The organism is Comamonas testosteroni (genome assembly GCF_000761245.1).
GTDB classification, from domain to species: Bacteria; Pseudomonadota; Gammaproteobacteria; order Burkholderiales; family Burkholderiaceae_C; genus Comamonas; species Comamonas testosteroni_C.
This window is the reverse complement of the sequence record NZ_AWOR01000012.1, coordinates 121,163-135,799: the sequence shown is the minus strand read 5'-3', so window position 1 is coordinate 135,799 and position 14,637 is coordinate 121,163. Positions and strand designations below refer to the sequence as shown.

The 14,637-nt window shown below is 54.4% G+C and carries 10 protein-coding genes and 2 pseudogenes; 8 read left to right on the top strand and 4 right to left on the bottom strand.

Translation table 11 applies throughout. From position 1 onward, the window contains the following. Nucleotides 1-47: 47 nt before the first annotated feature. On the top strand, nucleotides 48-470 hold the full coding sequence (locus P353_RS04715; RefSeq protein ID WP_034365992.1) for a rhodanese-like domain-containing protein: 423 nt from the start codon (nucleotides 48-50) through the stop codon (nucleotides 468-470). Nucleotides 471-567: 97 nt separating this feature from the next. On the opposite strand, the gene P353_RS27755 is transcribed toward P353_RS04715, so the two are convergent. Then, nucleotides 568-996: a helix-turn-helix domain-containing protein gene (locus P353_RS27755; protein ID WP_080747005.1), complete on the bottom strand. Its 429-nt coding sequence runs from the start codon at nucleotides 994-996 to the stop codon at nucleotides 568-570. A gap of 79 nt (nucleotides 997-1,075) precedes the next feature. Between P353_RS27755 and P353_RS04710 the strand changes: the two genes are divergently transcribed. Then, a complete protein-coding gene (locus tag P353_RS04710) occupies nucleotides 1,076-1,567 on the top strand; it encodes a DUF2938 domain-containing protein (protein ID WP_034365988.1) in 492 nt (163 codons plus the stop codon). Between the two features lie 96 nt (nucleotides 1,568-1,663). Here the strand turns inward: P353_RS04710 and P353_RS29770 are convergent. Then, a pseudogene (locus P353_RS29770) lies at nucleotides 1,664-1,868 on the bottom strand (YkvA family protein); the annotation flags it as partial. A 286-nt stretch (nucleotides 1,869-2,154) separates the two neighbouring features. On the opposite strand from P353_RS29770, the gene P353_RS04705 reads away from it, so the two are divergent. Next, complete coding sequence (locus P353_RS04705; RefSeq protein ID WP_198529022.1) at nucleotides 2,155-2,751, top strand: TetR/AcrR family transcriptional regulator; 597 nt, start codon at nucleotides 2,155-2,157, stop codon at nucleotides 2,749-2,751. A 288-nt stretch (nucleotides 2,752-3,039) separates the two neighbouring features. Here P353_RS04705 and P353_RS04700 read toward each other — a convergent pair whose 3' ends face one another. Beyond that, on the bottom strand, nucleotides 3,040-3,696 hold the full coding sequence (locus P353_RS04700; protein WP_157839507.1) for a DUF1566 domain-containing protein: 657 nt from the start codon (nucleotides 3,694-3,696) through the stop codon (nucleotides 3,040-3,042). A 509-nt stretch (nucleotides 3,697-4,205) separates the two neighbouring features. Here P353_RS04700 and P353_RS04695 point away from each other — a divergent pair. Together P353_RS04695 and P353_RS04690 are read left to right on the top strand one after the other, a co-directional pair. After that, complete coding sequence (locus P353_RS04695) at nucleotides 4,206-5,519, top strand: RNB domain-containing ribonuclease (protein WP_232776246.1); 1,314 nt, start codon at nucleotides 4,206-4,208, stop codon at nucleotides 5,517-5,519. 195 nt (nucleotides 5,520-5,714) lie between these two features. Beyond that, a complete protein-coding gene (locus P353_RS04690) occupies nucleotides 5,715-6,602 on the top strand; it encodes a transglutaminase-like domain-containing protein (protein ID WP_420093361.1) in 888 nt (295 codons plus the stop codon). Nucleotides 6,603-6,781: 179 nt separating this feature from the next. Here the strand turns inward: P353_RS04690 and P353_RS04685 are convergent. Beyond that, nucleotides 6,782-7,690 (bottom strand): annotated as a pseudogene (locus P353_RS04685) (IS5 family transposase). A gap of 345 nt (nucleotides 7,691-8,035) precedes the next feature. Between P353_RS04685 and hsdR the strand changes: the two are divergent. The 3 genes from hsdR to P353_RS27745 all read left to right on the top strand — a co-directional run bounded on the left by hsdR (nucleotide 8,036) and on the right by P353_RS27745 (nucleotide 14,573). Further along, nucleotides 8,036-11,509: a type I restriction-modification system endonuclease gene (hsdR, locus tag P353_RS04680; protein WP_080750423.1), complete on the top strand. Its 3,474-nt coding sequence runs from the start codon at nucleotides 8,036-8,038 to the stop codon at nucleotides 11,507-11,509. A gap of 257 nt (nucleotides 11,510-11,766) precedes the next feature. Then, complete coding sequence (locus P353_RS04675) at nucleotides 11,767-13,224, top strand: N-6 DNA methylase (RefSeq protein WP_034365976.1); 1,458 nt, start codon at nucleotides 11,767-11,769, stop codon at nucleotides 13,222-13,224. Next, nucleotides 13,221-14,573, top strand: coding sequence for a restriction endonuclease subunit S (locus P353_RS27745; RefSeq protein ID WP_080750422.1), 1,353 nt, complete (start codon nucleotides 13,221-13,223; stop codon nucleotides 14,571-14,573). The genes P353_RS04675 and P353_RS27745 overlap by 4 nt, the downstream gene beginning before the upstream one ends. The last annotated feature ends 64 nt before the right edge of the window (nucleotides 14,574-14,637 follow it).

The window sequence follows — 14,637 nt, the reverse complement described above, 5'->3', positions numbered from 1 at the left end:
CTCTCGGCACGATAAGCATCACTGCCACAAACACAGTCTTCTTTGTTATGACCTTCTCCAGCACCCATGTAACCGCAATTCCCGCTGCGAAGCCGTCCATTGCCACAGCTCATTTCGCTGCCGAATTCAGTTTCGAGACCGATTGTTGGGATGTGCATGACGGGCTTCTAAAGGGCCCCGATTTCGTGCTCCTCGACGTACGCTCGCCGGCACTGTTCGCCCTGGGCCATGTGCCAGGGGCAATCAATTTGCCTCATGGGAAGATCGTCGAAAGCAAGTTGGCGGCTTGGCCAGAAGAGACCCTATTCGTCACCTACTGCGCAGGGCCTCATTGCAACGGCGCGGCACGCGGTGCTTTGCGTCTGGCGAGACTGGGGCGGCCCGTGAAAATAATGGCTGGCGGTATTACTGGTTGGCTCGATGAAGGGTTTGAACTGAATAGGACAATGCTCCAAGACCCCTCCGCCTGAAGCGTTCGCCTCCTTCTTCACAAGACAGCCCTGGAGAAATTCGGACCAACCGCCAGTGGCCGGTTGCAGCTGTCGTTGTTCGGCCCAAAGTAGGTATTCAAGTTGACTTGGCTTTACTGGCTGCAACTGTCAGCGGCTGAATTTTCCCTGCCAAGGCCGCATGCATTAGCCGTTGAAACGTTGGGCAATCGAGATGGTTTTTCTCGGGGCAGTTGGCCGCATGTCGTAAGCCGTCACGCACTGCCTTTAATTGCTTGATGGATCTCTCTACTAGATCGGCCTTGGCGAGCAACATCTCTCGATGTACCTGAATTTCTCCATCAGGAGGCAACATTGCTCTAATTTCGTCGAGTGAGAACCCAGCTGCCCGTCCGAGAGCAATGACTGATAAGTGCTCTAGAACTTGAGCATCAAACAGTCGCCGCTGCCCATGTCTTCCGATAGAGCGGATCAACCCCTTCTCTTCATAGAAGCGAAGTGTGGGTGCAGATAGTCCTGTTCGTTTTGCTACTTCTGTGATGTCCATGTTCAGGCCTTGCGCTCAAGTGCACTTGAGCTTTTACAGTGGTTCACATCACTGTAAATCACCAGAAGCAATACGAAAAATGACTAAGCTTACAAACAGTTGGACGCTGATTTTTGGTCTTGGCGTTGGCGCAACATTACTGATGGACTTGTGGTCTGCCGTGCTCCGTCGTATGGGAATAACCACCTTGAACTACGCAATGCTTGGGCGCTGGTGCCTTCACTGGCGCAACGGTTTCTGGTTCCACAAGTCAATCAAAGAGGCTCAACCAGTGGGGGGTGAAAATGTCGTTGGCTGGACACTGCACTATCTGACAGGAATTGCTTTCGCGCAGATGTTTGTGCTCGTCACTGGGCGCCAGTGGCTAGAAGTGCCTGCCTTGGCTCCAGCGCTGATTTTTGGCGCGGCGACAGTGCTTTTCCCGTGGACCGTATTGCAGCCAGCGCTAGGGGCTGGATTCGCAAGTGCGAAAACACCTCGTCCATGGCTCAGTCGCGTAGTGAGTCTGGCGACGCATCTGTTTTTTGGAGCCAGCCTATACCTTTGCGCCAGAGCCTTCACGGCACTTTAACGACTGCTTCTGGCCGATTGCGGCTGTCGCTGATCGACCCAGAGCGGGCTTAGCACCCGCTACAAGCGAACGACCGAGGTTGGCCGAAGTCTGAACCGGAAGCAGCAGGATGTCGTCAACATAGCCTAGAACAGGGACGAAATCAGGAATCAGATCGATCGGGCTGAGCGCATAAGCCACCACAAAAAGGCCAGAGCTTTCGCGTACCAAGGCGTGCCTGGATGTTCCCTGCAAACCAGAGTGTTATGCCATCGCGTTTGATCCGCTTCGCCCAGATTTTCAGGTTGTCACTGATTTTCATGGCTTCACTTTAGGCCAGACAAGCGACCAAGTTTGCCCTGAAGTCACCTATTTTTCAGGTGATCTCGATCACTGAAAAGACAAGGAATACACCCCCTAGAAAGAGGGCGAGCAGGATTGGGGCGCCAATGTAACTTTCCCACCACCTGGGTGCACCATAGGGTTTGACGTTGTGTTTCATCAGTGATCCTTAGTCAATAATCGAACCAGTAAGTTCTGTTATTAGTGTATCACTGGATGATGCAAAATAGGACTCACTGGTTCGATTAAGGATGTCCGTGGCACGAGTGAAGACTGAAAACAAACGGCTTGAGTTGTTGCTAGCAGCGACAGAGGTGTTCTTGGAGCAGGGATTTGACCAAACGCTGATGTCACATATCAGTGACAGAGCAAAGTGCTCTAAAGGGACGCTCTATAGCTACTTTGCTTCTAAACAAGAGCTCTTCTGTGAAGCCATTTTTGAGGCTACCGCTCAAGAGGCTAGCGTCGTTGTCATTGAGCCTGTCTCAACGGATGAGGCAGTCGACGACACGCTGACAAGGTTCGGCGTGAGCTATCTCAAGATGGCATACAACCCGAGATTCCAAGCGCTAAGACGACTAGTTTTTGCCGCGACTTCCGACATTGAGGTCGGGCGGACGGTTTACCAAAAAGCAGTCAAGCCCCATGTTTTGAGGACAGCGGACTTCCTTGCCTCGGCAATGAAGCGAGGCCGACTACGAGACGCTGACCCAGAGCTCGCGGCTTGGCACTTTATCGGACTGCTTGAGTCTGAGTCGCTCCTCAAGTTTCTAATGCATTCTTTGGAAGGTAGTGCTCTGGAAAATGTTGATGCCGTTGTGGGTCGTACAGTGAAGGTTTTCTGTGACTCTTACAAGGTCTGAATGAACGGGCAACCTTTCGAGGTCTAAATTTAGAGAATGACATAGGCATTGACCCCTTGCATCTCTATGACCGTTGTTGGCGCGATCCGCGACTGTCGCTGACCGACCCTTGCGGACCTCAGATAGCATGGCGGCCGTCCCTCTGGACCGACACACTGGGAGTAGGTCACGCGTGCAACTTCAATTTGTCGAACCAGCTGCAGCATTTCTCGTCCTGAACTCATCGGATCCTGTCTTCGGGATTGGACTCCAGAGTCAGACGCTACTCAAATCCGGGGAGACGTCGAGTCAATGGTGCAAATTGATGGACTGTGTGTCTATGGTCGTAGTTGTCAGGGTTTGGACGGGAACTTGGGTCAAGCGCACAAACCTAGCAAGGCCGACCGCTGACACAGAGTGATAGTGACTTTGATAGCCATCTTCGAAATGCTGGCAGAACGCCACCCCTCCGGAGTGCAGACTACTAGACCAGTACCAGGCAAGATCGAATGACTCAGATCCTCCGTCAAGGAAATCTGATGCGATGGTTTGAGCTGGGTAAGATTCAGAGTAGTGCTTCCCCTCGGGAAGACTGTTGCGATTCACACCATCGAACCAGTTCGCATAGTTCTGATTTTTCGATGGCTTTAGCATGCGATAGCCTAGCTCCAATACGTCACGTGCCGGTATCAGCCAATCGTTATAGCCATTGATGTTTGCGGCAAGTGCAGCTTTAGCAAGCGGGCTTCCCGCATCTGCTAAAGCGATAGTATTGCTGTAGCTGTCAGCAGGATCAAATGCATCCGCTTTGTCAACGTCAATTTCCGCTTTGATCTGAGTGGATTTTGGTGCCCATACGATCGCATAGATATTTGAATTAATGTTTATCACTCCACCATAAAATCCACCTTCAAATGGTTTCCCATAGTCAGTATCTATGGTGGATAAGAATGAAGGGATACGCATGATTTCTCTCGGTTGAAGTAAATTCCTTTTTTAAATATTTCGCTTTCTATTTTGAATTTTTTCTTATGATATTATTCCATTATTCTTGTTTAAATGAAAATAATACGAAATATTACTTTTATTTGTTTTTTGGCGCCAAAAATACATTTTGACAATATGGTCATTTAGTTTATTAAGTATTTATTTGCTTGATCTATATGATTTAAAGTTTGAAGGATTCTAGGATTTTTTTTTGAGTGAAGTTTTATTGCTGATAAAAACTTCAACAGTATCATATATATAAAAATAATTTTGACAAAGAGATAATTAGGTTCAAAATAATTGGATGAATAATGGAAGGTCATCGGTTTATGCGAGACGTTCTATCAAATCACAGAGAAAATATCTCAGCCCTAGCGGTTTGGGCCATGTACAGCCGTGGCTTGGAGGCAGAGTTCTCGCACAGCGCTCTCGAGCAGTTGTCTCTCTTATCTGGTCCTGCGAAAGAGTCGGGTCATGGCATTCATGAAATGACTCAATTGCTGTGGTGTTCAATCGATAACGATGACTCACGCGACCTCGACCAAATAACCTCAATTGAACCCCTGGAGCAGGGGGGTGTTCGGGTTTTCGTTGCCGTGTCTGATGTTGACAGTGTGGTCAAGAAAGGCTCTCCGATTGATGAACATGCAAGGTTAAATACAACTTCCGTCTATAGCTCGGCTCGAGTGTTTCCCATGCTGCCGGAGCAGCTATGTACAGATCTCACCTCGTTGAATCAAGATCAAGATCGCTTGGCTCTGATCACAGAGATGACCTTTGGCGTCGATGGTCTTCTCATTGAATCGAACATATATCGGGCTTTAGTGCGGAACAAGGCAAAACTCGCATACGACGCAGTGTCGCAATGGTTCGAGGGGGTCGGGGAGTTGCCAGGGCCTGCGCAAAAAGTCGTGGGGATGGACACCCAACTGAGCATGCAAGATGAGCTTGCTCAGAAGCTGCGAGCGCAAAGGCGTTCGCAAGGATCGCTGGAGTTTGAAACTTTTCAGCCTCATGCGGTGTTTGAGGGCGACATCATCATCGACATTCGTCAACAACCACACAATCGGGCTCGTCAACTGATAGAGGAGCTGATGATTGCAACTAACGGCTGTACGGCGCGCTTCCTGGCCGAGCAAGGCACTGCTTCGTTGCGAAGGGTCGTCCGCTCACCAGAGCGGTGGCAGAGAATTGTCGAAGTCGCTGAAAGCTACGGATCAAGCTTGCCGGATGAGCCCGATGGAGAGGCTTTGCAGGCATTTCTTGCAAAGCAGCATCAAGCAGATCCCTTGAGATTTCCGGATTTGTCGTTGGTGATCATAAAGTTGATGGGGCGAGGTGAGTACGTGGTGGAGCATCCGCGCGGGCAATCTATTGGCCATTTCGGATTGGCCGTGCAAGACTATATGCATTCGACAGCCCCTAACCGACGTTACCCGGACCTGATTACCTTGCGGCTACTAAAAGCCGCGCTTGCTGGGGAAAAGTCACCCTATACCGATGAGGAGTTGGAGACTCTCGCCACGCATTGCACCGCTCAAGAGGATGCAGCACAAAAAGTAGAAAGACAGGTGCGCAAGTCGGAGGCGGCTCTGCTATTGCACCATCGCATAGGTGAAGTATTTGCTGGACTCATCATTGGCGCCGGGGAGCGCGGCACTTGGGTGCGTATTTTTACACCTCCCGCAGAAGGTCGCCTGAAGGGAGATCTCCCTACTCTCAATGTTGGTCAAAAAGTGAAGGTGAAGCTTGTCTCGACTTCAGTTGAGCGTGGATTTATTGATTTCACTATTGTGCATTGAGATTCAATGCACGAAAGATACTGGTATTGGCAGAGGTGAAGAATCTATGAGAATACTCTTTTGCCGAAAGAAGTTTGTTACACATCCGAGTATGCGGTAAGCATTACCGGAGATACTGCTTGAAGCGCATATTCAATGGCAATCCAGAATGCGCGGCGCAGATGGATACTTGATCAGCGACAGGAATTTTCCTTGATGTTCTGGTTGCCCGGGATTGCAATGATCAGACTTAATTTTCAACTGAAGTTGAACTACCAGGTTTTAGAGCACGGTGCAGATTTTTTCTTCTACATACATGCTGCTAATACTTCTCATCAACAAGTGTCATCTGAGCATTTGACAGTAAGTGAGGCAAGTGCAGACTGGGAGATTCAACAATGTCAGGACGTCACGCAGCGTTGTCTAAGGGTCAGTGCCAGGCCTGGCACACTGACTGTGCATTACGAGGCCATCGTAGAGATTTCCCACCACAAAGCTGAGCCAGGATACGTTTCAGAGGTGCCTGTCCGGCGGTTGCCGTTAGAGGTGCTGCAGTATGTCTATCCCAGCCGCTACTGTCAGTCGGATCGATTGTCGAAGTTTGCGGTCGACCGGTTTGGTCATCTGCCGCAAGGCTACGCCCGAGCTCAAGCGATCTGTGATTGGGTGCGGCAAAACGTGACATTTAGGTCGAATACGTCTATTGGTACAACTTCAGCGGTCGACACGCTGATCGAGCGGGTCGGCGTGTGTCGTGATTTTGCTCATTTAATGATAGCGCTTTGCAGAGCAATCAACTTACCTGCGCGATTTGTGACAGGTACGGACTATGGTGCTGACCCGGCTCTAGGGCCAAGCGATTTCCACGCCTATGTGGAAGTTTATCTTGGATATCGCTGGTTTATTTTTGACCCATCAGGAACGTCGATTCCCATGGGGCTGATGCGAATCGCAACGGGGCGAGATGCCGCAGATGTGGCTTTCGCCACCATATTTGGCAGTGTGATCAGTGAGCCTCCACACATTCATGTTCAGGTTGAACATTCGGAGAAAAAAAATTGGGAGTGGCCTGTTTACACGTCGCTTGCTCTGTCAACGGAATAGTTCCATGCGATGCATAGGCCTTGAGGTAAAAGCTGCTGCGTTACTTTGGAGTAGCGTGCGCGCCCAGACCCTGGTAAGCCCGGGCTACTCTCAGGTGGTCAGCCAGGGTGTTGCTATCTGAGATGGGCGCTGTTACATAAATCAGTGCCGGGCCAAACTTCCCCTGACCCCAGACGTGGCTATGCCACAGCCACCGTTTGCGGACAGCCCAGTTCAGTGAACCGATTGAGAATGGCGGCTCGGATGTGCAGTTCGTTGGCTTGGCGCTCGAAGGTTCTAGACATGACCCGCCCGCCCAGGCGTTTAATGCAGTGCATCTTGGTCTTTACCAGGCTGCGCTGGTGCTAGCCGCTCCAACTCTTCCATAACTTGCGTCCAAAGCGCCCGCATGCGGCAATCACCGCACTGAGCATCCGGGCAGTCTTTCGCGGAGGGATGATGGGCATGGCATTGCGCTCCATCATTGCGGTATACACAGTCTGTGTGCCATTGGCGCCATCACCGGTAATGCTCAGCAATGACTCCTCTGCTCGCAGTTGTGCCAACAAGTGCGGCACCACCACCGCATCGCTGACGTTGTTGGAGGTGACGCAGATGGCTCGCACCTGCAGCGTCTGGGCATCAATGCCGATGTGCAGCTTGCACCATTGACGTCGACGTTCTGCGCTATGCTTTTTGCACTTCCATTTGCCCTCACCCAGGAATTTGGTCCCTGTGGAGTCAAGCAGCAATTCCACCCCGCCCGAGCTGGGTCGACACGCCACTTGCACATCCAGACTGCGTTGTCTGCGGCACAGCGTGCTGAAGTCTGGAACAGGCCGCGGCAGCTCAGACAACGCTAGCAGCGATTGCACAAAGCAGGGGGTCTGTCGCAAGGCCAAGCCAAACAGGTTTTTGATGGTCAGGCAAAACTGGATAGCTGCATCCGAGAACTGCGGGCTACGCCCGCGTTTGCTGCTGATAGCGGCGAACCATGACATGCCCTTGTCCAACCAGAAAGTCAGGGAGCCTCGCGCTTTGAGCGCAGCGTTGTACTGCTTGCAGTTGTTTGTGCGATAGCGGGACTTGGAATGCAGAGACTGACTCATCGCTCGAGGCTACCCGACAGTAGAGCGCGATTTATGCAACAACGCCAGTGAAAGGCAAAGCATGTGCCATGTCTATTGGGGCGCTGCGCCGCAATGTCTTAGACATGCGCGGGGTATGTAGTCCATGGGCCTGCACTGTCGATGGAGCCAATTTCGAACTGTCAATTTGGTGGCGCGTAAGGGGGCAGGCCTTCGTCTGCCCCGCTATTTCCTTGATCCAAAAATATCGTTGACCAGCTGCCTAGGACGTTCCAATTTAATTCCTGTCCCGGCTGGGATTAATTTTTGATATTGCAACGCATGGTTACATAATATGCGCTATACCAATATCAATTGAGGCAGCGGGTGAGTAATTTCTATTTCCTGGGCGCTTATTCCAAATCATTGGCAGCATTGGGCTTAGCCGCAGAGAAAATTTTTCCCCACGACCCGCCCAGCTGTGTTGCCAAACTCCGACTGCTGGCCGAAGCCATTGCCAAAGAGGTCGCCGGCCGCATTGGCTTGCAGCCGCAGTTACCGCAATCCACACAGTCGGACCTCATTCGCAGCATTGATTCCAAGCTGGGGCTGGACCCGCAGTTGCGCCAGATGTTCCATTTGCTACGCATGCGAGGCAATGAAGCGGTGCATGAGGTTGGAGCTGCGATTGGCTATCGGGAGGCGCTTGAATCCCTCAAGATCGCCCGTGAAGTAGCGCTCTGGTTTCACCGCACTTTTGGCAGCAATGCTGATTACAAGCCCGCCCCGTTTCAGCTGCCGGATGACCCCAGTCAGAAGCTCTATGACCTGCAAAAGCAGATGGAGGCGCTGCATGCACGCCTCAGTAGTGCGCAGGCCCTGAGTTCAGATCAGGAAGCCATGCGGCAGTTGCTGCAGCAACAAGCCGACCAGGAAAAGGCGCTGGCAGCGCAAGCCCTGCAAGAGCGCGATATTTATGAGCAGCTGGCCATGGAGGCCAGCGCCACTATCGAGCAGCTCAAGGCCGAACTGGCCAAGAGCGATGCCGTTGAGCAGACACCCAGCCCCGAAGCTGTGCGCAGCTGGAGCAGCCGCTCCCGCAAGGCGGCCAGTCTGGTGCAAATGGATGAGCCGGCCACTCGGCTCATCATCGACCAGATGCTGCGCGATGCCGGCTGGAAGGCTGACACCGTGGCGCTGACCCATTCCAAGGGCGCGCGCCCGGCGCGAGGCCAGAACATGGCGATTGCCGAGTGGCCGATGAAGGGGCAGCAAAGCGCGGACTACGTCCTGTTCGCCGGCCTCACGCCTGTGGCTGTGGTGGAGGCCAAGCGCCTCAATCAGAACGTGGCCGGCAAGATCGGTCAGGCCGAGCGCTATGCGCGCAGTTTTTTGCCCTCCGATGACTGTGAGGCGGCCTGGAAGCATGAGCAGCCGCCCCAGCCCTGGCAAGACGGGCAGGGCGCTCTGTTCCAGATACCGTTTGCCTATTCCTGCAATGGCCGACCATTTGTCCGGCAGCATGAGCAATCCAGTGGCACCTGGTTTCGTGACCTTCGTCGCACTGCTAACCTGGCCAGGCCCTTGCCTAACTTTCATTCGCCAGAAGGTTTGCTTGATGTGCTCCGGCGCGATATTGCCAAAGCGCAAGAGAAGCTGGAGACCGAAGCCGTCGCTTATCTGGGCCTGCGCAGCTACCAGCTCAACGCCATCAGCGCGGTGGAGCAAAGTCTGGCCAAGGGCCAGCGCAGCAGCTTGCTGGCCATGGCCACCGGCACGGGCAAAACCCGCACCATCATTGGCCTGATCTACCGCCTGCTCAAGGCCGAGCGTTTCAAGCGCATTCTGTTTCTGGTGGACCGCACTGCGCTGGGCGATCAGGCGCTGGAGGCCTTTGACGACATGCTGCTCGAGCAGAACATGCCCCTGTCCAAGCTCTACAACATTGCAGACTTGGGCGACATGGCGGCCGAGTCTGAAGACCGCGTGCAGGTCGCTACCGTGCAGGCCATGGTCAAGCGTATCTTTGACAGTGACAGCCCGCCGCCCGTGGACAGGTTCGATTGCGTCATCGTCGATGAGGCCCACCGCGGCTACACGCTAGACCAGGAAATGACCGAAGGCGAGCAGGAACTGCGCGACGCCAGCCAGTACCTCTCCACCTACCGCCGTGTGCTCGATTACTTTGATGCCTTCAAGGTAGGCCTCACCGCCACGCCCGCCAAGCACACCAGCGACATCTTTGGCCACCCCATCTACACCTACAGCTACCGCGAAGCTGTGGCCGATGACTGGCTGATCGACCACGAGCCGCCCATTCGCTACACCACGCTGCTCACGCAAAACGGCATTCACTTTGAAAAAGGCGATGCCGTTGAAAGCATCCACCTGCAAACCGGCGAAATCGACACGGCCGAGCTGGAGGACGAGCTGCACTTTGATGTGGCCAGCTTCAACAAAACCGTGCTCAACGACAACTTCAACCGCGTCATCTGCAACCAGCTGGCGCAGGAGCTGGACCCGTTCAGCGACGATAAGACCATGATCTTCTGCGCCACCGACACCCATGCCGACACCGTGGTGCGCATGTTGGGCGAGGCCTTCAAGGAGCTACATGGCGATGCCTACAACCAGGCCACCGTTGCCAAAATCACCGGCAAGACCGACAAGGTCAGCCAGATGATTCGCAACTATAAAAACGAGGCATACCCCAAAGTGGCGGTCACGGTGGACTTGCTCACCACCGGCATTGACGTGCCGCGCATCTGCAACCTCGTCTTCATGCGCCGCGTGCGCTCGCGCATCTTGTACGAGCAGATGATTGGCCGCGCCACCCGCCGCTGCGATGACATTGGAAAAACCGTGTTTCGCATCTACGACCCGGTGGATTTGTACGCCACGCTGCAGGGCGTCAACACCATGCAGCCGCTGGTCAAAGACCCCAAGGTCACCATCGATCAGTTGATCGACGAGCTGCACAACCCGGCCTCTTACACAGCCCCCGGCAGCACGGCTGAGCGCAAACATGCCGATGATGTGCTCGACCAGCTCAACCAAAAGCTCATGCGCGTGCTGCGCAAGGCCACGCACAAGGCCGAGAAAAAGCCGACCCTCAAGGAACGCCTGCTAGAGCTGGAGCAAAGCTGGGGCGTGCCCCCGGCCCAGCTGCACAAGCACCTGCACGACATGGCCAAAAAGCAGGGCACCCAGGCCGCCGCCCACTTTTTGCGCGACAACACGCGTTTGCTGCAGCAACTGGGTGAGGTGCAAGAACTCATGGGCACGGCTTACCGCCCCGTGCTGTCTGACCACCATGACGAGCTTGTCGCCCGCGAGCAAAGCTGGGGCAGCTACGCCATGCCCGAGGACTATCTGGACGGCTTTGCCCAATTCATCAAAGAGCAGCTCAACCAGTCGGTGGCGTTGTCGGTAGTGGTCAACCGCCCCAAAGACCTCACGCGTGAGCTGCTGCGCGAAGTGCGCCTGCTGCTCGACGGTGCAGGTTTTTCAGAAGCGGCTCTCAAAGCTGCATGGCGCAACCAGAGCAACCAGGACATTGCCGCCGGCATCGTGGCCCACATTCGCAAAGCCGCACTGGGCGAGGCCTTGCTGCCTTTTGAAGACCGCGTCAACCGCGCCATGCAGCGCATCTACAGCCTGCGCAGCTGGAGCACCGCACAGCGCAGCTGGCTGGACCGGATTGCCAAACAGCTCAAGCACGAGACCGTGGTGGACAGCCGCTTCTTGAACGAAGCCTTCCGCCAGCAAGGCGGCACCAAGCAGGTGGACAAGGTGCTGGGCGGTGAGCTCGATACCGTTGTCACCCAACTGGCCGAAGCGCTATGGCAAAAAGTGGCCTGAACGACCCATGCCCACCGCCACCACCAGCGGCTTGCGCGGCCAGACTTACGGCGCAAGCCCTCTGGCAGCGACTATGCTCACGCCCCATCGCATGCAATGCATCCATCTCATTTCATCACCGCTGCCAGCTGCAGCGCAGCTATCTAAAACAATAGCTTGCTGTGCTTGTATTCATTAGATTTAATGCATAAAACATGCTGAAACGCATGAATAGCAAGCGCAAGAAGCTATCAAAATAACGGAACCTTTATTTCGGTATGACCACCTCTGACATCGTCCAGAAACTCTGGAACCTTTGCGACGTCCTGCGCGACGATGGCATCAACTACAGCGACTACGTCACCGAGCTGGTGCTGCTGCTCTTTATCAAGATGGAGCACGAAAACCTCGAATCCGGCGTCCTCCAGCAGCCGCTGCTGCCTGATTACGCCCGCTGGAACCAGCTGCGCGACCTCTCGGGCATCAACCTGCTCAACACCTATCGCCGCACGCTGCAACAGCTGTCCGAATCCACCAACCCCCGCATTGCCGCCATCTACGCCAATGCGCAAACCAGCCTGAGCGAGCCGCGCCACCTGGAGCAGCTCATCAACGATCTGGACCGCATCGACTGGTTTGATACCGACAAAGACGGCTTGGGCGACCTGTATGAAGGCCTGCTGGAGAAGAATGCCAGCGAGACCAAAAGCGGCGCCGGCCAGTACTTCACCCCGCGCCCGCTGATCGACGCCATGATTGCTGTCATGCGCCCGCAAGTGGGTGAAACGGTTCAAGACCCCGCCGCAGGCACCGCCGGCTTTTTGATTGCCGCCGACCGCGCCATTCGCGCCAAGACCGATGATTTGCTGGACCTGACCGAAGCCCAGCGCGCCTTCCAGATTCGCAAAGCCTATGCCGGCATGGAGCTGGTTCCCAACACCCGCCGCCTGGCGCTGATGAACTGCCTGCTGCACGGCATTGAGGGCGACCAGGAAGGCGCCATTCATCTGGGCAACACTCTGGGCACCGCAGGTCAGCGCCTGCCCAAGAGCGACATCATCCTCAGCAACCCGCCCTTTGGCACGGCCAAAGGCGGCGGCGGCCCCACGCGCGATGACCTGACCTTTGTCACCAGCAACAAGCAACTGGCCTTTGTGCAGCACATCGTCAAACACTTGCGTGACGGTGGCCGCGCTGCCGTGGTCTTGCCCGACAACGTGCTGTTTGAAGCCGGCGTAGGCGCAGACATTCGCCGCGCCTTGATGGACAAATGCCGCCTGCACACCATCCTCAGGTTGCCCACCGGCATCTTCTACGCCCAGGGCGTCAAGACCAATGTGCTGTTCTTTGAAAAGGTGGGCGAAGCCGCCACCCGCAGCACCCAAGAGGTGTGGGTGTACGACATGCGCGCCAACGCCCCCAAGTTTGGCAAACGCACCCCGCTGACCGATGCGCACTTTGCAGACTTCATCAAGGCCTATGGCGATGATGCCAATGGCAAAAGCGAGCGCGCCGATGGCGGCGAACAAAGCCGCTGGCGCAGCTTTTCGCGTGAGTGGATTCGCGATGAGAAGCAAGACAGCTTGGACATTGCTTGGATCAAAGACGACAGCGTGGAAGACGCTGCCGATTTACCCGAGCCTGCCGTGCTAGCGCGTGAGATTACGGATGAGCTGAATGCGGCGCTGGAGGAGCTGGAGGGGATTTTGGCGGAGTTGGGGGAGGGTACGGAATGAGTGCTTTGCTACCTAGCTCTTGGGCATTTTCTGAGATTGGCTCGCTTTGTGATTTAAAAAATGGACGAGCGTTCAAGCCGACTGAATGGAGCTTAGAAGGCTTGAAGATTGTTCGAATTCAAAATTTAAACAATCAAAATGCTTTATTTAATCGTTACTCAGGTGAATACGAGGAGAAATATTTTTTAAAAGGCGGTGAATTGCTTTTCGCTTGGTCGGGGACTCCGGGTACTTCCTTTGGAGCTCATGTATGGCGTGGCGGTGAGGCGCTACTAAATCAACACATTTTTCGTGTTGATTTTGACGATTCGTTTTTGGATCGCAGGTTATTCCGACATGCGATCAATCAAAAGCTAAATGATTTAATTGGGAAAGCGCACGGTGGCGCAGGCTTGCAGCACGTCACCAAAGGAAAGTTTGAAGCGACACAGATTGTTGTTCCTCCACGCAATGAACAACGCCGCATCGCCGACAAGCTCGACACTATCCTGACCCGTGTCGATGCCCTGAATGACCGCCTCGCCCGCATCACCCCCTTGCTCAAACGCTTCCGCCAATCCGTCTTGGCCGCAGCCAATTCGGGGCGGTTGACGGAGGATTGGCGCTCTACTGCCGGGAAAATTGCCTTGTGGAATGCTACGAAGTTTGGTGCGGTGATGCTTGATCTCCGGTATGGCACTTCTAAGAAGTGCGAGGTAGGATCGAACGGAACTGCAGTCCTGAGGATTCCTAACGTGGGTGATGCAGGCATTCCTGATTTGACGGATTTGAAGTTCGCGGAATTCGAACACGCTGAGCTAAATAAACTGGCCTTGCGCAAAGGCGACATTCTTGTAATTCGCTCCAATGGGAGCGTTGATCTTGTTGGTAAAGCTTGTGTGGTCGATGAACGATCAGAGGGATTACTTTTCGCTGGCTATCTAATGCGAATGCGTTTGGATATTGGAAAAGCTATTCCGAAGTTTGCTTATTACGTGCTGAGTAGTCCTGCATTGCGTGCACAAATAGAGCTAACGGCCAAATCAACAAGTGGCGTAAATAACATTAACTCGGAAGAGCTGCGGTCTTTGCCGCTGCCATTACCGTCGGTTGAAGAACAAACCGAAATCGTCCGCCGCGTAGAAATCCTGTTTGCCTATGCTGAGCGGCTGGAAGCCCGTCTGCAAACCGCCCGCACCGCCGCCGACCGCCTGACGCCCGCGCTGCTGGCCAAGGCCTTTCGCGGCGAGCTGGTGCCGCAAGACCCGAATGACGAACCGGCCACCGAGCTGCTGCGCCGCCTGCGCGAGGCGCGTGCGGCCGAAGTCCCCGCTAAAAAGCCGCGTGGCCGCAAGGCGGCGACAGCCTGACGTTTGCCAAGCAATACCTGCCGCTAGCACCTGGTGCACCGGATCCCGCACCGGAAAAGCACTC